13 protein-coding genes are annotated in these 17,009 nt (G+C 73.6%); 3 read left to right on the forward strand and 10 right to left on the reverse strand.

Annotated elements, in window-relative coordinates; all coding sequences use genetic code 11:
- Positions 1-14: 14 nt before the first annotated feature.
- The 8 genes from ACIG36_RS13595 to ACIG36_RS13630 form a co-directional block, all read right to left on the reverse strand.
- Positions 15-584, reverse strand: a complete 570-nt coding sequence (locus tag ACIG36_RS13595) for a glycoside hydrolase family 25 protein (RefSeq protein ID WP_399926317.1) — start codon at positions 582-584, stop codon at positions 15-17.
- A gap of 128 nt (positions 585-712) precedes the next feature.
- Complete coding sequence (locus ACIG36_RS13600) at positions 713-1,555, reverse strand: RimK family alpha-L-glutamate ligase (RefSeq protein ID WP_399926319.1); 843 nt, start codon at positions 1,553-1,555, stop codon at positions 713-715.
- A complete protein-coding gene (locus ACIG36_RS13605) occupies positions 1,552-2,427 on the reverse strand; it encodes a RimK family alpha-L-glutamate ligase (protein ID WP_399926321.1) in 876 nt (291 codons plus the stop codon). The genes ACIG36_RS13600 and ACIG36_RS13605 overlap by 4 nt, the downstream gene beginning before the upstream one ends.
- A gap of 113 nt (positions 2,428-2,540) precedes the next feature.
- Positions 2,541-3,530 (reverse strand): methylmalonyl Co-A mutase-associated GTPase MeaB, encoded by a 990-nt coding sequence (gene meaB / locus ACIG36_RS13610; RefSeq protein WP_399926323.1) that lies wholly within the window; start codon positions 3,528-3,530, stop codon positions 2,541-2,543.
- A gap of 13 nt (positions 3,531-3,543) precedes the next feature.
- Positions 3,544-5,745, reverse strand: coding sequence for a methylmalonyl-CoA mutase (gene scpA, locus ACIG36_RS13615; RefSeq protein WP_399926324.1), 2,202 nt, complete (start codon positions 5,743-5,745; stop codon positions 3,544-3,546).
- Complete coding sequence (mutA, locus tag ACIG36_RS13620; protein ID WP_399926326.1) at positions 5,745-7,631, reverse strand: methylmalonyl-CoA mutase small subunit; 1,887 nt, start codon at positions 7,629-7,631, stop codon at positions 5,745-5,747. The genes scpA and mutA overlap by 1 nt, the downstream gene beginning before the upstream one ends.
- A gap of 82 nt (positions 7,632-7,713) precedes the next feature.
- Positions 7,714-8,733, reverse strand: coding sequence for a CinY protein (locus ACIG36_RS13625; RefSeq protein ID WP_399926328.1), 1,020 nt, complete (start codon positions 8,731-8,733; stop codon positions 7,714-7,716).
- A gap of 104 nt (positions 8,734-8,837) precedes the next feature.
- Positions 8,838-10,934, reverse strand: coding sequence for a SpoIIE family protein phosphatase (locus tag ACIG36_RS13630; RefSeq protein WP_399926330.1), 2,097 nt, complete (start codon positions 10,932-10,934; stop codon positions 8,838-8,840).
- Positions 10,935-11,013: 79 nt separating this feature from the next.
- Here ACIG36_RS13630 and ACIG36_RS13635 point away from each other — a divergent pair, with 79 nt between their 5' ends.
- Positions 11,014-12,444, forward strand: a complete 1,431-nt coding sequence (locus ACIG36_RS13635) for a lipase maturation factor family protein (protein WP_399926332.1) — start codon at positions 11,014-11,016, stop codon at positions 12,442-12,444.
- A 102-nt stretch (positions 12,445-12,546) separates the two neighbouring features.
- Here ACIG36_RS13635 and ACIG36_RS13640 read toward each other — a convergent pair whose 3' ends face one another.
- Positions 12,547-13,968, reverse strand: a complete 1,422-nt coding sequence (locus ACIG36_RS13640; RefSeq protein WP_399926334.1) for an NAD(P)/FAD-dependent oxidoreductase — start codon at positions 13,966-13,968, stop codon at positions 12,547-12,549.
- A gap of 120 nt (positions 13,969-14,088) precedes the next feature.
- Between ACIG36_RS13640 and ACIG36_RS13645 the strand changes: the two genes are divergently transcribed.
- The gene (locus tag ACIG36_RS13645) at positions 14,089-15,096 is read left to right on the forward strand and encodes a PHP domain-containing protein (protein WP_399926474.1); all 1,008 of its coding nucleotides are present in this window, start codon (positions 14,089-14,091) and stop codon (positions 15,094-15,096) included.
- A gap of 32 nt (positions 15,097-15,128) precedes the next feature.
- Positions 15,129-16,052, forward strand: a complete 924-nt coding sequence (gene ligD, locus ACIG36_RS13650; RefSeq protein ID WP_399926336.1) for a non-homologous end-joining DNA ligase — start codon at positions 15,129-15,131, stop codon at positions 16,050-16,052.
- Between the two features lie 39 nt (positions 16,053-16,091).
- Here ligD (ACIG36_RS13650) and ligD (ACIG36_RS13655) read toward each other — a convergent pair whose 3' ends face one another.
- Positions 16,092-16,997 carry a non-homologous end-joining DNA ligase gene (gene ligD, locus ACIG36_RS13655; protein ID WP_399926338.1) on the reverse strand — a complete coding sequence of 302 codons (906 nt, stop codon included), beginning with the start codon at positions 16,995-16,997 and terminating at the stop codon, positions 16,092-16,094.
- Between the last annotated feature and the right edge of the window lie 12 nt (positions 16,998-17,009).

Consider the following 17,009-nt stretch of genomic DNA (forward strand, 5'->3'; position numbering starts at 1 on the left):
ACCTACCCCGGCTCCTACCCCGGCTCCTCCTGTCGTCCGCCGGCCGCCCACGCGCGCAGTGCGGCGCGGTCGGCGAAGCGGGCCACGTTGCGGTCCAGGCCCCCGGCCCAGCTGTACTGGTGGAAGGTCCACGGGTGCTGTACGGCCGGCTGCCCGGCGGGGCGCTCGGGGTCGGCGATCCACAGGCCGTCACCGGGGTTGTCCGTCGTGTCCCGGTTGAACCAGAAGTCGCGGTTGCAGTAGAGGATCACCTTATGGCCGGGCGCCTGTGCCTGGACGTGGGCGAGCCAGCGGTCCTTGTCGCGGCCGTAGACGTCGGGGTGCTCCCAGTCGAGGGCGAGGATGTCGCCCTCGCGTAAGGCGATTTTCCCGAGGAAGTAGTTGCCCTGCGCGGACATCGAACCGGGCGTGACGTAGTGGTAGTAGCCGAGGACCAGGCCCGCCCGCCGGGCCCGGTCGCGCTGCACCACCCACTTGGGGTTGGTGTACGACGTCCCCTCCGTCACCTTGACGATGACGAAGTCGAACCCCTCGAGGGGGTAGCTCTCGCTGTTGTGGCTGCTGACATCGATGCCGTGAAGCATGCCGGTGACCTCCGGTACCGCGGACGAACGACGGAGCGTCCGCAGTATCGGTCCGTACCGGCGTGACAGCGAGAGCCGCGGCCCAGTTTTTTCGAACGACCGTGTCGGCGAACATGTCGGCGAACGTGTCAGCGACCGTGTGACGAACCCACCGGCACCCGCGGCCGCCCGCCGCCCGCCGCCGTGCGCAGGGCCAGCGCCGCCAGCGCCTCGGGGGCGCCGGCCTGCCCCCGGATGCCGGGGAAGGCGTTGATGTCGACGATGACGGGCGCACCGCCACCCGCGTCGAGCAGGTCGACCCCGTAGACGTCCAGCGCGAACACCTCCCCCACGCGCCGCACGACCTCCGGCCACCCCGCCGGGAGCTCCTCGGGCGCGAGGGTGCGGGTCCGCTTGTCCGGGCCGCCGACGGCCAGTTCGGAGCGGCGGAGCCCGGCGAAGATCTCGTCACCGATCACCCACAGCTTGTGGTCCCAGCCGCTGTTGGGCGTGAAGGGCTGAACGACCACCGGCTCGTCCGGCCACCGCTCGGCGAGCTCACGCAGCCGCGCGGCGTCGTCGACGCGGGCCACCAGGTCGTGGCGGCGGCTGTGGCGGCTCTTGACCACCACCGGGTGGGCGGGCTCCCCGGCCGCCTCGAGCCGCCGGAGCGAGGGCTCGGTGCGGGTGGGCACGAACGGCAGCCCGGCGCGCAGCGCGACCTCGGCCATGACGGTGCGGTCCTGGCAGAGCCCGGTGGACGCGGCCGAGTTCAGCACGGGCGCGCCGTGCTCCTCGAGGAAGCGGGCGAGGGCCAGGGCGCGCGGGGTGCGGGTCTTGAGCAGATAGACGTCGGCGAGGCCGCCCGGGTCCGGGAAGCCGTCCGTGGCCGCCGGGTCGAGCCATTCGACCTCGTGGCGGGGCGTCAGCAGGGCCGTCGTCGCGGCCAGCAGCGGATGGTCCGGTGTGGGCGTCAGCAGGCAGATCCTCACGGGCGACCACCGGCGCCCGGGGCCCGCGCGGCCAGCATCGCGTGCGGGGCCGGGTCCGTCCGGTCCGCTCCGGCCAGGCGCAGGATCGCCCACGCCACCTTGGCCACCGCGTCGGGCACCTGCCGGAAGCTGGGGAAGTCGTTGACGTCGACGACCACCGGGCCGTCGGGGCCGAAGACGACGTCCACCCCGTACAGGTCGAGGCCGTAGACCGCGCCGACCTCGGCCGCGATGCCCGCGACCTCGGCCGACAGCGGCACATGCCGTTCGCGGACCGGCTGGTCGGGGTGCAGGGGGCTGCGCCGCTCGGTGGCGTACAGCTCACCGTCGACGCAGTACACCTTCAAATCGACGCCCGAGTTGGGTATGTAGGGCTGGGCTATCAGCATGCCGTCGCCCGCGGGCCGCTCCCCGGGGGCCGTCAGCCGCTCCGGGTCCGGTACGAGCCGCACCGCGCGCCCCGAGCTGCCGTCGGCCGGCTTGACGACCAGGGGGAAGGCGCTCGCGGGCAGGGCGGCGAACTCCTCGGCGCGCATGGCCGCGTAGGTGCGGGGCACGGGAAGACCGCGGGATTCGGCGATCACCGCGGCCAGTGCCTTGTCGCGCACGCCGCGTATGGAACGGGCGTCGTTGACCGTGGTCAGCCCCACGGCCGCCGCGCCCTCCAGCAGGGTCAGGCCGGGACCGCCGGAGACCGTCTTGAGCACCCACGCGTCGTGCTGTCCGGCGCGTACCGCCTCGGAGAGCCGCATCAGCCGACCGCCCGGCCGCAGCACGTCCACCCGGTGCCCCCAGGCGGTCAGTTGCCGGATCACGTCCACCGGCATGCCGTCGTACCGGTACTGCTCCTCCACCAGGAAGCAGAGTCTCATCTGCTGCATCATCCTCGAATCCCGGACATCCGCCGATCCCGCCCCGGCAGAACTCTGACGGCTCAGGATGTCATGGGCGCGAGGCCGCCACGTACCGCGGCGTCGGTGACCGGTCAGCTCTGCGCGCGGAAGGCCTCCAGCAGGCGCTCGGCGGCCAGGCTCGCCGTCAGAGTGCCCTCGCGCACCCGCTCTTCGAGGCCGGGGGCCAGTCGGCGCACCTCGGGGTGGCCGCGCAGGTCGGCAAGCAGCTGTTCGCGGACCATGGTCCAGGTCCAGTCGACCTGCTGCTCGCGGCGCCGCGAGGCGAGCTGGCCGGTGGCCTCGAGCACCCGGCGGTGCTGTTCCACGCGCTCCCACAGGACATCGAGCCCGGTGTTCTCGCGGGCGCTGCAGGTCAGGACGGGAGGGTTCCAGGCGGCGTCCGGCGACTGCATCAGGCGCAGCGCGCCCGCCAGTTCGCGGGCGGCCGCCTTGGCGTCGCGTTCGTGGGGTCCGTCCGCCTTGTTCACGGCGACGAGGTCGGCGAGTTCCAGCACGCCCTTCTTGATGCCCTGGAGCTGGTCCCCGGTGCGGGCGAGGGTCAGGAGGAGGAAGGTGTCGACCATGCCGGCGACGGCCGTCTCGGACTGGCCGACGCCGACGGTCTCCACCAGCACCACGTCGTATCCGGCGGCCTCCATCACCACGATGGTCTCGCGGGTGGCCCTGGCCACGCCGCCGAGCGTCCCGGCGGTGGGCGAGGGGCGCACGAAGGCGGCCGGGTCGGTGGCGAGCCGTTCCATGCGGGTCTTGTCGCCCAGGATGCTGCCGCCGGTGCGGCTGGAGGACGGGTCGACGGCGAGGACGGCGACGCGGTGGCCGAGGCCGGTGAGCATCGTGCCGAGGGCGTCGATGAAGGTGGACTTGCCGACGCCGGGCACGCCGGTGATGCCGATCCGGCGGGCGGCGCCGGCGTGCGGCAGCAGCTCGGTCAGCATGCGCTGGGCGAGGGCCCGGTGGTCGGCCCGGGTGGACTCGACGAGGGTGATGGCGCGGGCGACGGCCGCCCGCTTCCCGTCGAGCACGCCCTTGACATACGCGTCGAGATCGATCGGGCGGGCCATCAGCGGGTCGGCCTCACAGCTCGTGGCCGAGGACCCCGGCGAGGGTCTTCAGCAGGTCGTGGGCGGCGTCGGGGATGACCGTGCCCGGCGGGAAGACGGCGGCCGCGCCCATCTCCAGCAGGGTGGGCACGTCCTGCGGCGGGATGACGCCCCCGACGACGATCATGATGTCGTCGCGCCCCTGCTCCTCCAGTTGCTCGCGCAGCGCCGGGACGAGCGTGAGGTGGCCGGCCGCCAGCGAGGAGACGCCGACGATGTGCACGTCCGCCTCGACGGCCTGCCGGGCGACCTCGGCCGGGGTCTGGAAGAGCGGGCCGACGTCGACGTCGAAGCCGAGGTCGGCGAAGGCGGTGGCGATGACCTTCTGGCCGCGGTCGTGGCCGTCCTGGCCCATCTTGGCGACCAGGATGCGCGGCCGGCGGCCGTCCTCCCGCTCGAAGGCCTCGACCAGCGCGCGCGTGCGCTCCACTCCGGACGACGAGCCCGCTTCCTCCCGGTACACACCGGAGATGGTACGGATCTGGCCGGCGTGCCGGCCGTAGACCTTCTCCAGGGCGTCGGAGATCTCGCCGACGGTGGCCTTGGCGCGCGCGGCGTCCACGGCCAGGGCCAGCAGATTGCCCTCGAGGCCCTGGCCGGGGCCGGCCTCGGCGGCCCGGGTGAGGGCGTGCAGCGCGGCCCGGCAGGCCTCCTCGTCGCGCTCGGCGCGCAGCCGGCGCAGCTTGTCGATCTGCTGGGCCCGCACGGAGGAGTTGTCGACCTTGAGGACCTCGATCTGTTCGTCGCTGTCGACCCGGTACTTGTTGACGCCGATCACCGGCTGGCGGCCGGAGTCGATGCGGGCCTGGGTGCGGGCGGCGGCCTCCTCGACGCGCAGCTTGGGGATGCCGGCGTCGATGGCCTGGGCCATGCCGCCGGCCGCCTCGACCTCCTCGATGTGCTGCCAGGCGCGGCGGGCGAGGTCGTGGGTGAGGCGTTCGACGTAGGCGCTGCCGCCCCAGGGGTCGATGACCCGGCAGGTCCCGGACTCCTGCTGGATCAGCAGCTGGGTGTTGCGGGCGATGCGGGCGGAGAAGTCCGTGGGCAGGGCCAGGGCCTCGTCGAGGGCGTTGGTGTGCAGGGACTGGGTGTGTCCCTGGGTGGCGGCCATGGCCTCCACGCAGGTGCGGGCCACGTTGTTGAAGACGTCCTGCGCGGTCAGGGACCAGCCGGAGGTCTGCGAATGGGTGCGCAGCGAGAGCGACTTGGTGTTCTGGGGGTCGAAGCGCTTGACCAGGCGCGCCCACAGCAGGCGGGCCGCCCGCAGTTTGGCGATCTCCATGAAGAAGTTCATGCCGATCGCCCAGAAGAAGGACAGCCGGGGCGCGAAGGCGTCCACGTCCAGTCCGGCGCCGATGCCGGCGCGCAGGTACTCCACTCCGTCGGCGAGCGTGTAGGCCAGCTCCAGGTCGGCGGTGGCCCCGGCCTCCTGGATGTGGTAGCCGGAGATGGAGATGGAGTTGTAGCGCGGCATCCTCTGCGAGGTGTACGCGAAGATGTCGGAGATGATCCGCATCGAGGGCCGGGGCGGATAGATGTAGGTGTTGCGGACCATGAACTCCTTGAGGATGTCGTTCTGGATGGTCCCGGCCAGCTTCTCGGGCGGTACTCCCTGTTCCTCGGCGGCGACGATGTACAGCGCCAGTACGGGCAGCACCGCGCCGTTCATCGTCATCGAGACGGTCATCCGGTCCAGCGGGATGCCGTCGAAGAGCTGGCGCATGTCGTAGATGGAGTCGATGGCGACGCCCGCCATGCCGACGTCACCGGTGACGCGCGGGTGGTCGCTGTCGTAGCCGCGGTGGGTGGGCAGGTCGAAGGCGACGGACAGGCCTTTCTGACCGGCCGCCAGGTTGCGGCGGTAGAAGGCGTTGGACTCCTCGGCCGTGGAGAATCCGGCGTACTGCCGGATGGTCCAGGGCTGGTTGACGTACATCGTGGGGTACGGGCCGCGCAGGTAGGGGGCGATGCCCGGGTAGGTGGCGAGGAAGTCCAGCCCCTCGAGGTCGTCGCCGGTGTAGAGCGGCTTGACGCCGATGCCCTCGGGGGTCTCCCAGAGCAGGTCCTCGACGCTCTTGCCGGTGGACTCCTTCAGGGCCGATCGCCATGCGCCGGCGTCGGCGGGCGCGGCACCGGCCGGGCCCAGCTCGATGTCGGAGAAGTCGGGAATCCGCATCACGCCACTCCCATGCGGTCGAGGACGGAGGAGAGGACGGCGACCGCGTCGCCGCCCGCGAAGACGAACTCGTCGACCCCGGCGCGCAGGTACGCCTCCCGCTGCTCGCCGCGCGGCTTGCCCGCGAGGAGGATCCGCTCGGCGCCGGCGGCCTTGAGGGCGGCGGCGACCGTCTCGGCCTGTTCGGCGTAGAGCGCGTCGCTGGAGCACAGGCAGGCGATGCGGGCGCCGTCGTCGGCGAGGGCCTTCGCCAGGGCTTCCCGATCGTCCGTCACCGCGTGGTGGACGGGCTCGATGCCGCCGGCCTGGAAGAGGTTGCCGGCGAAGGTGGCGCGCGCGGTGTGGGCCGCGGCCGGGCCGAGCGTGGCCAGCAGGACGCGCGGCCGGGCGCCGGTGGCGGCCAGGTGGGCGTCGGAGCGGGCGCGCAGCGTCTCGTACGCCTCGTCGCGGCGGACCCTGGGCAGTCCGCCGGCGGGCGCCGCCGGGGCCGGGTCGCGGTGGACGGGCTGCTCGCCGAGGTGGGGGAACTCGCTGACGCCCGTGATGGGTTCGCGGCGGGTGGCGAGGTCGGCCGAGCGGCGCTCCCAGGTCTCGGCGAGGCGCTCGGCGACCAGTCCGGAGCGCAGTGCGGCCGCCTGGCCGCCGGCGCGCTCGAGTTCCTGGAACCAGGCCCAGGCGGCGTGGGCGAGTTCGTCGGTCAGCCGCTCGACGTACCAGGAGCCGCCGGCCGGGTCGACGACCCTGGCCAGGTGGGACTCCTCCAGCAGGATCGAGGAGGTGTTGCGGGCGATGCGGCGGGCGAAGGCGTCCGGCAGCCCGAGGGCCTGGTCGAAGGGCAGTACGGTCACGGCGTCCGCGCCGCCCACCCCGGCGCCCAGGCAGGCGATGGTGGTGCGCAGCATGTTCACCCACGGGTCGCGACGGGTCATCATCACCGGTGAGGTGACGGCGTGTTGCCGCTGGGCGCCGGCCGCGCCCCGGGCGCCGCTGACCTCGGCGACGCGGGCCCACAGGCGGCGGGCGGCGCGCAGCTTGGCGATGGTCAGGAACTGGTCGGCGGTGGCTGCGTAGCGGAACTCCAGCTGTGCGCAGGCGGCGTCGGCGTCCAGCCCGGCGTCGGTGAGGGTGCGCAGGTAGGCGACGCCGGTGGCCAGGGAGCAGCCCAGTTCCTGGGCGGCCGAGCCGCCGGCCTCGTGGTAGGGCAGGGCGTCGACGGTCAGCGCCCGGATGCCGGGGCGGTCGCGCAGGCACTCGGCGGCGAGGCGGGCGGCGGCGGTCAGCTGTTCGGTGGTGCCGGTGTCGTCGCCGGTGCGGGCCAGGGTGCCGAGCGGGTCGGCGCCGAGGTTGCCCCGGGCCTCGCCGCGGGGCACGCCGCGCTCGTCGTGGAGGTCGAGCAGCCGCCGGGCGGCGGCCTCGAAGCCGGGGCCGGCGTCGAGGACGACGGGCGCCAGGTCGAGGTAGACGCCTTCCAGCGCGGCCGGCAGGTCCTCGACGGGCAGGCCGGCGGGGCCGACGGTGAGCCAGAGGGAGGTGACCCCGTTCTCGAGGTCGGCCAGGACGGCCTGGTTGGTCCGGGCCGGGTCCGCACCGGCGTGGTACTGGCGCACGTCCCAGCCCGTCACGGCGGTTCCGGCCGGCTGCCCGCCGCGCACGAAGGGCGGGAAGCCGGGGTAGCCGGGTGCGGTGCCGCCGTCGTCGGCGGTGTAGAGGGGGCGGGTGGTGAGCCCGTCCTGGAGTGCGGTGGCCAGCGCGTCCTCGGCCGCCGTGCCCTCGGCCGCGGTGCCCGCTTTGCTCAGCACGCCCTGGACAAGGCGCTGCCACTGCTCGCGGGTCGCGTCCGGGAACTCGGCGGCCAGGTGGAAGCCGTCGTCGGGCAGGACCGTCATGGGGGGAAGGCTAGGGGAGCGGGCGCGCCCCGCAGCAGGGGCTACCGCTGTGACCTTGGCCTCTTCCGGGGGGTGCGCCGGCTCAGCGACGGGGCGCGCAGTCGCGGGCGGGCGCGTCGTGGGTGAGGACGCAACCGATGGTCTCCGCACGCTCCTTGCCGTACCGCTCGGCGAGTGCCGCGCGGAAGTCGGTCCACTGGCGGCGGGTGTCCGCGACGGCCGCCCGGACGGCGCGGTCGAAGTTGCCGTCCACCGTGCCGCGGGGGGTGGCGGGGCCGGAGGTGGTGCCGGTTGCGGGGTCGATCAGGCCCTTGTCCTTGTTGAGGCCGGCGTGCTGGACGCGCTGGGAGCAGCCGAGGGGGACGAGGGAGAAGCAGCCGGTGGTCAGCTCGCGGGGCACGGCGTCGGCGGCGGGCGGGCGGCCGGTGGCGAGGGCGAGCAGCGGGGAGGGGGCGGGCAGGTCGAGGCCGGGCGGGTTGTCCTTGCCGGTGGGGCGGTCGGTGGCGGCCCGGTCGGTCCAGTTGCTGTGCGAGTAGAAGTCCTGGACGCCGTGCAGGGCGCGGCCGAGGCCCTCGATGGCCTCGCATTTGTTGCGGCCGGGGACGGCGAGGGTGAAGGTGCAGTCCTTGCCGAGGTCGCTCTCGCGGGGGTCGGGGGTGCCGTCGGCCTTGAGGGTGGCGCCCGCGGCGTCGACGCCTTCCCGGAAGCGGGTCTGCAGCTTGGTGACGCAGGCCTGCAGTGCCTTGGTGGCCTTCTCTCTGCTGTGTCCGTAGCCGGGGGTGGTGAGGAAGTCGGCGTTGTCGCAGTGGGCCTCGGGTCTGATGACCTCGTCGGTGTCGGGTGCGCCGACGGCGCCGAAGGTGCCGTCGTGGCCGGCGATCTGGTCCAGGGAGCGGGGCTCGAAACAGGTGCCGTCGGACGGCGTGCCGGGGGCGCAGGCCAGCGCGGCGCGGGTGATCTGCTCGTGCTCGGCGTGCTGGCCGAGGGTGTTGACGGTGCCGAAGGCGTGAGCGGGGCGGGTGGGTCCGGCGAGCAGGAGGACCGGGGTCAGGGCGGCGACGCCGAGGAGTACGGCGGTGCGACGGGCGGGGGGTGTCCACATGATTTTCGGCCTTTTCGACGATGCGTCAGATGCAAAGTCGCCAGTGGACCCGAAAACCTGCGGAATGCGCAATTCAGCTGGGGAAGGTGCGATTCGGTGGCATGTCAGCCGCGCCGCTCGGCCGTGTCGTCGGCGTGCTGGCGGTCGGGCACGACGAACTCGCACCACACGGACTTCCCGGTGCCGCGCGGCTCCACGCCCCAGACGTCGGTCAGCTCCTCGACCAGCAGCAGCCCCCGGCCCGACACCCCCGCCTCGCCCGGTTCCCGGCGGCGCGGCAGGGCGCTGGACTTGTCCTCGACCTCGACCCGTACGCGGCGCTCCGGGCCGGGGAGCATCCGGATCGTCACCACCGCCGCGCCGTCGGTGTGCAGCAGGGCGTTGGTCACCAACTCGTCGGCGACCAGCTCGATCTCGTCGGAGCGCTCGCGGGCGCCCCAGGCCCGTACCGCCGCGCGGATCATGTGCCGGCCGGCCGACAGGGCCTCGGGGTCGGCGGGGGCGATGTGCTGCTGGAGCCGCCCGCCGCCCCGCACGGCGGGGCCGTGGCGGCGCAGCAGCAGCACGGCCATGTCGTCCTCGCCGGCCCGCTCGCCGATCATGCTGCACAGCAGGTCGGCCAGCTTGGGCAGGTCGTAGGGGCCCTCGCGGACGGCGGCGGAGAGCTTCTGCATGCCCTCGTCGAGGTCGGCGCCCGGCTCCTCGACCAGACCGTCGGTGAACATCAGCAGGGTCTCCCCCGGGTCCAGCTCCACGGTCGTCACGGGGTAGTCGAGGCGGCCGAACTCGGCGGACAGGCCCAGCGGCAGCCCGCCGGAGACCGGCAGGCGCCGGCAGGTGCCGTCGGTGTGCCGCAGCAGCGGGTCTATGTGCCCGGCGCGCACCATCTGGACGACGCCGGTGGTCAGGTCGGCCTCGGCGTAGGTGCAGGTGGCGAAGCGGTCGGTGTCCAGTTCGTGCAGGAAGGACGAGGCGCGGGCCATGACGGTGGCGGGCGCGTGCCCTTCGGTGGCGTAGGCCCGCAGGACGATCCGCAGCTGGCCCATGACGGCCGCGGCGTGGGTGTCATGGCCCTGGACGTCGCCGATGACGGCCCCGACCCGGCCGCCGGGCAGCGGGATCGCGTCGTACCAGTCGCCGCCGATGTCCCGGCCCATGCGGGCGGAGCGGTAGCGGACGGCGATCTGCGCGCCGGGGATGTCGGGGATGCGGCGCGGCAGCATGGCCTGTTGCAGGCCCTCGGCGATGTCGTGTTCCTGGTCGAAGAGCATGGCGCGGGCGATGCTCTGGGCGAGGCTGCTGCTGAGGGCGATGAAGAGGTTGCGCTCGTGCTGGGTGAAGCCGCGGGCCTCGCGGTAGAGGAGGCCGAGGGCGCCGATGGGGCGGGCCTGGGCGATCAGCGGGAGGTAGGCGGCGGAGGCGATGCCGATGTCCTTGATGCGGTCGTACAGCCAGGGGTAGGACGAGGCGAACTCCTCGCGGGACTCGATGAAGCGGGGGGCGAGGGTGCGGATGACGTCGCTCATGGGGAAGTTGTCGTCGATCCGGGTGTAGCGGGTGCCGGGGATGAAGTGCTCGGAGGGGCCCTCGGCGACGAGGTGGATCCGGCCGGCCTCGACGAGGCCGAGGACCAGCAGGTCGGAGCCGAGGTGCTCGACGGCCTGGACGTCCTTGAAGAAGTCGATGACGTCCTGCACGGTCCGGGCGTGGGCGAGGGCGGCGGTGATGGTCTCCACCACGGTGGTCTGGTGGCGGCGCTCCTCGTCGTGCTCCCGGGGCCCGGTCCGGCCGAGCTCCTGGGTGGCGTCGCGCACGACGCCGACGATGCGGTGCGGGCGGCCGTCCTCGTCGCGCCGGATCAGGCCCTGGGTGTACGTCCAGCGCAGGCTGCCGTCCGCGCCGCGTACGCGGTAGTAGGCGCCGTAGCTCTCGCTGCCGTCCTTCAGTGCGCGGGAGACTTGGGCGTCGAGCCGGTCGGCGTCGGTGCGCGGGAGCCGGCCGGCGAGGTCGGCGATGCTGCCGTGGAACGTCCCCGGCGGCACCTCCAGCACCTCCAGGGCCACCTCGTCCAGGTGCAGTCGCCCGCTGAGGAGGTCCCAGTCGAAGCTCCCCGTGCGATTCAGGGCCAGGATCAGCTCCGGGCGGGCGGGCCAGTCGTCCGGCGGCGCCGGTGCGGCGGGCAGCGCTCCCCGATCAACCATAGAGCCACTCTGCCACCTTTTGTCGGTTTCTTCGATGTGACTGCGCGGTCCGCGGGGGCCCGGTGGTACGGATACCGGCATGGAGTGGTTCACGGCATCCGGCTACTGGCTGAGCCGGCTGGTCCTCCAGCGGGCGCTGGCCGGCGTCTACCTGGTGGGCTTCCTCTCGGCCGCCCTGCAGTTCCGCGCGCTCATCGGGGAGCGGGGCATGCTGCCGGTGCCCCGGTTCGTCGCGTACGTACCGCTGCGGAAGTCGCCCAGCGTCTTCCACCTGCACTACTCGGACCGCTTCTTCGCCGCCTGGGCGTGGACCGGGGCGCTGCTGTCGGCCGCCGTGGTGGCGGGGGCGGCGGACGCGGTGCCGCTGTGGGCGTCGATGGTGCTGTGGGCGGTGCTGTGGGTGCTGTACCTGTCGATCGTCAACGTGGGCCAGACCTGGTACGGCTTCGGCTGGGAGTCCCTGCTGCTGGAGGCCGGGTTCCTGGCCGTCTTCCTGGGCAACGCGCGGACGGACCCGCCGGTGCTGGTGCTCTGGCTGATGCGGTGGCTGCTCTTCCGCGTCGAATTCGGTGCCGGACTGATCAAACTGCGCGGTGATCCGTGCTGGCGCGATCTGACCTGCCTGTACTACCACCACGAGACCCAGCCCATGCCGGGCCCGCTGAGCTGGTTCTTCCACCACCTGCCCAGGCCGCTGCACCGGGTGGAGGTGGGCGCGAACCACTTCGCCCAGCTCGTGGTGCCGCTCGGGCTCTTCGCCCCGCAGCCGGTGGCGAGCGTGGCGGCCGGCCTGATCATCTGCACCCAGCTCTGGCTGGTCGCCTCCGGCAACTTCTCCTGGCTCAACTGGCTGACGATCGTCCTCGCCTTCTCCGCCGTCGACGGACAGGCGATGGCGGACCTGTTCTCCCTGCCCCGGCACGCGCCCCTGGCCACTCCCCCGCTCTGGTACGCGGCCCTGGTCCTGGCGGCGACGGCGGGGGTGGCGGTGCTGAGCTGGTGGCCCGTGCGCAACATGGTCTCCCGGCAGCAGCGCATGAACCTCTCCTTCAACGTCTTCCACCTGGTCAACACCTACGGCGCCTTCGGCAGCATCAACCGCACCCGCTACGAGGTGGTCGTCGAGGGCACCGACGAGGAGAGCCCCGGTCACGGGACGGTGTGGAAGGAGTACGGCTTCAAGGGCAAACCGGGCGACGTGCGCCGGCTGCCGCGCCAGTACGCCCCGTACCACCTCCGGCTGGACTGGCTGATGTGGTTCGCCGGGATCTCCCCGGCCTACGCCCGCGAATGGTTCGGCCCGTTCGTCGAACGGCTGCTCACGGGCGACCCCGCGACGCTGCGCCTGCTGCGGCACAACCCCTTCCCCACCGCCCCGCCCACCCATGTGCGCGCCCGCCTGTACCGCTACCGCTTCACCACGTGGCGGGAGCGGCGTGAGACCGGGGCCTGGTGGCACCGCACGCTGCAGCGCGAATTCCTCCCGCCCACCCGGCTGGCGCGGCGCTGAGCCGCGGCCGGCGCCCGGCACCAGGCCGGGGCGGGCGCGGGTGCCGGGGCCCGTGTGCCGGGCGCCGGTCCCGGCGCGTCAGGGCCACGTCGGGGACGGGCGTCAGTGCCGCGCCAGCCCGGCGAGGGCCAGCTCGGCGGCGGTGATCGGCGGCTCCTGCGGGGGCGGGCGGCGCGGACCGCGCGCCACCCGCAGCGCCACGGCGGGCGTGAACAGCTGGGAGACCGGCGCCGACAGCGTCATCACGTCCATCAGCGCCGCGGTCACCGTCCTGTCCACGGTGCCGGTCCGCATCATCCGCTGGATATAGCCCCGCAGCAGCCGCGCGGCGGCGGGCGGCCGCTCGCCGACGGCCCCCGGGTAGTGGATGTCCTCCCCGGCGGCCATCGCCCAGGCCGCGTCGGCCGTACGGGCCACCGCGCGCTGCGCGGCACGGGCCGTCCCCGGCTCCGCGAGCGCCCGCCCGGCCAGGGCACCCCGCAGCGCGAGCGCGCCCAGCGCGGCCACCGACATGCCGTGCCCGTAGATCGGGTTGTACGCCGCGACCGCGTCCCCGGTCACCACGAAGCCGGCCGGCCAGGCGTTCAGGCGCTCGAAGTAGCGGCGCCGGTTGACGGTGGAGCGGTTCAGGTGCACATCGGTCAGCGGCTCGGCGCGGGCGATGATGTCGGCGGCGATCGGATGGCGCAGCGCGCGGGCGAACGGTTCGAACCGCGCCGCGTCACGGGAGGGTTCGCCGCCCCGGGTGCCGGACACCGTCGCCAGCCAGCGACCGCCCTCGATGGGGTGCATCGTGATGCCCTGGCCCGGCACGGCCTGGTTCACCAGCGGCGCCACGCTCACCATGGGGAAGTCCTCGGCGCCCGGCGGCGCCCGGAAGACGCGGCTGGCATAGACCAGGCCCGAGTCGACGGTCTCCTCGCGGACGGCGGGCAGGCCCAGCTCCGCCAGCCACCGCGGGGCCCGCGAACCGCGGCCGGTGGCGTCCACGACGATGTCGGCCCGCAGCGTCCGCGAGTCGCCGTCTCCCGCGTCGCCGATCCGTACGCCGGTGACCCGGCGGGCGTCCCCCGTCAGGCCGCGCGCCTCCACGTCCTCGCGCAGGGTGACGCCGGGCAGGGCCAGGACCTGCCGGCGGACCACCAGGTCGAGCAGGTCACGGCTGCAGGAGATGAGGAACTGCCGCTCGGGCGTCCGGGGGATCCAGCCCTGCGCCGACAGCGACACGATCGCGTTCGGCAGCGGCACCCGCCGCGCCCCCGCCGCCAGCCACCGTTCGGTGACGCCCGGCAGCAGGGCCTCGACGGCGCGCGCTCCGCCGGCGAGCAGCAGATGGGCATGCCGGGCCTGCGGCAGCCCCTTGCGGGGCTCGGCCCGCTCCGGCATCCGGTCCCGTTCGACGACCACCACCTCGTCGGCGTGGTCGACCAGGACCGCCGCGGCCAGCATCCCGGCCATCCCGCCGCCGAGCACGACGGCCCGGCGGGGCCGTGCTGCGGTGTTGTCATCGTTCGTCTCGCTCATCTGCGCGCTTCCTCCTCGGCGGTCGGGCGGCGTGAGGGTGATGTGCCCATCCATGCCGGTCTGTGAACACATGCGAAGGCGGGTTCCGTAGCGCACGGTGGTGGTGTGGAGGCAGAGGCCATGGAGCCCGTCGCGGCGCTGGAACGCATCGCGTTCCTGCTGGAACGCACGCAGGCGCCCACCTATCGGGTGAAGGCGTTCCGTACGGCCGCCGCCGTGATCGCCGCGCTGCCGGAGAAGGAGGTGCGCCGCCGCGCCGACGCCGGCTCCCTGACGGACATGAAGGGCATCGGCCCCAAGACGGCGGCCGTGGTGGCCGAGGCGGTGCGTGGCGAGGTGCCCGGCTATCTCGCGCATCTGGAGTCGGAGGCCGGCGGTCCGCTGACCGAGGGCGGGCTGGAGCTGCGGGCGGCGCTGCGCGGCGACTGCCACATGCACTCGGACTGGTCGGACGGCGGCAGCCCGATCGAGGAGATGGCCCGCGCCGCCCGCGAGCTGGGCCACGAGTGGGCCGTCCTCACCGATCACTCGCCCCGGCTGACGATCGCCCGCGGCCTGTCCCCCGAGCGGCTGCGGGAGCAGCTGAAGGTGGTCGCGGAGGTCGACGACCGGCTCGGCGACGGCTTCCGGCTGCTGACGGGCATCGAGTGCGACATCCTGGCCGACGGCTCGCTCGACCAGGACCCGCAACTGCTGGAGCGGCTGGACGTGGTGGTGGCCTCGGTCCACTCCAAGCTGCGCATGGACGCCGAGAGCATGACCCGCCGCATGGTGTCCGCCGTCGCCAACCCGCTGGTGGACGTCCTGGGGCACTGCACCGGGCGGATCGTGGGGCACCGGCCGGAGTCGGAGTTCGACGCGGCGATGGTCTTCGCGGCGTGCGCCCGCTTCGGCACCGCCGTGGAGATCAACAGCCGGCCCGAACGCCTCGATCCGCCGCGCCGGCTGCTGCGCCAGGCACTGGACGCGGGGGTGCTGTTCTCCATCGACAGCGACGCCCACGCCCCCGGCCAGCTCGACTGGCAGATCCACGGCTGCGCCCGCGCCGAGGAGTGCGGGGTGCCCGCCGAACGGATCGTCACCACCTGGACGGCGCGCGAGCTGCTGGACTGGGCCGGTTCGACGTGACACCGGCCCACCCGCTCCCCGAGATCCGTCCCATGCTGGCCACCCCCGCTCCCCTGCCCGCCGAGGACGACGAGGCCTCCTGGGCCTTCGAGGTCAAGTGGGACGGGGTCCGGTGCGTCGTCGGCGTCCCGGGCGACGGCACCCTGCGGCTGATCACCCGGGCGGGCAACGACGCCACCCGCACCTACCCCGAACTGCAGGGCCTCGGCGAAATGCTGCCCGGCCGGGCGGTGGTGCTCGACGGCGAGATCGTGGTCGTGGACGAGCGGGGCCGGCCCGACTTCGGGCTGCTGCAGCGGCGGATGGGGGTCACCAACCCGCGCCGCGCGGCGCACCTGGCGATGGAGTGCCCCGTCCATCTGATGCTCTTCGACGTCATGTACCTCGACGGCGCGCTGCTGCTGGAACTCCCCTACACCGAACGCCGGGCCCTGCTGTACGGGCTGGGGCTCGGCGGCCCCAACTGGTCGGTGCCCGCGCACCTGGAGGGGCACGGCCGGCAGGCCTGGGACGCCACGCTGCGCAGCGGGTTCGAGGGCGTGCTGGCCAAGCGGCTGTCGTCCGTCTACCTGCCGGGCGTGCGCTCACCCGATTGGCGCAAGACCAAACACGTGATCACTCTCGACGTGGTCATCGGCGGCTGGGCGGAGGGGCGGGGCGCCCTGTCGGGACTCCCCGGCGCCGTGCTGACGGGCCTGCGCGAGCCGTCCGGCCTGCGCTACGTGGGGTCCGTCGGTTCGGGGCTCTCCGAACGCGAACGGCAGGAACTCGCCCGCTATCTGGCGGTCATCCCGCGGACGGACTCCCCCTTCACCGGCCCGGTCGACGTCGCGGGCGCGCACTGGGTCGAACCGCGCCTGGTGGCCGAGGTCGCCTTCAGCGGCTGGACGGCCGGGGACCGGTTGCGGCACCCGACCTGGCACCGGCTGCGGCCCGACCTGACGCAGCTGGGCTGACGCGGCTGGGCCGAGGGCCGCTCTCACCGCGGCGGCCTCTCACCGCAGCGGCGCCCGGTCGCGGTCCGTGGCCAGGGCGGCCAGGACGTCACCGTGCGCGGCGACGCGTTCGAGGACCTCCTCCGGGGTGAAGGCCAGCTGCTCCGGTTCCGTGCAGCCGGCGACCTCCTCCCAGGTGACGGGGGCGGCGACGCCCGGCCGGTCCGGCAGCAGGCGCACCGTGTAGGGGGCGGCGGTGGTCTTCGCGCTGGCGTTCTGCGACCAGTCGATGAGCACCCTGCCCCGGCGCTCGCTCCTGGTCATGGAGACGACCACCAGTCCGGGGTGCTCGTTCATCATGCGGGTGGCCAGGCCCTTGGCGTAGTGGCCGGTGACCCGGCCGGAGGCGGGTTCGACGGGCGCGTACAGGTGCAGCCCCTTGGCGCCGGAGACCACCGGGTACGCGGTGAGCCCGTCGTCGGCGAGCAGCTGGCGCAGCCGCTGGGCGACGCGGCAGCAGACGACGAGATCGGTGCCGGGGCCGGGGTCCAGGTCGAGGACCAGTCGGTCGTGCCCGTCGGGCCCGGCGGCGGCCGTCCACTGGGGTACGTGCACCTCGTACGCGCCGAGGTTGACCATGGCGATCAGGGCGGCCGTGGAGTCGATCATCACCTGCTCGGCCACTCCGTCCTTGTGCCGGACGGGCACCCGGGGCACCCAGCCGGGTGATCCGTTGGGCGGGGTCTTGGCGATCCAGCTCTCCCCGCCGGATCCCTCGGGGGCGCGCACGAAGGAGACGGCGCGCCCCTGGGCGTGCGGCAGCATCACCGCGGCGATCCGTGCGTAGTACTGCAGGATCTGCGCCTTGGTGTGCCCGGACTCCGGGAAGAGCACCCGGTCGAGATGGGACAGGGACAGCCGGCGGCCCTCGATCTCCACCGCCTGCCGACCCTCGGAAACGGACATACAGTAATAATT

This window comes from Streptomyces sp. NPDC053048 (genome assembly GCF_044547045.1).
GTDB lineage: Bacteria > Actinomycetota > Actinomycetes > Streptomycetales > Streptomycetaceae > Streptomyces.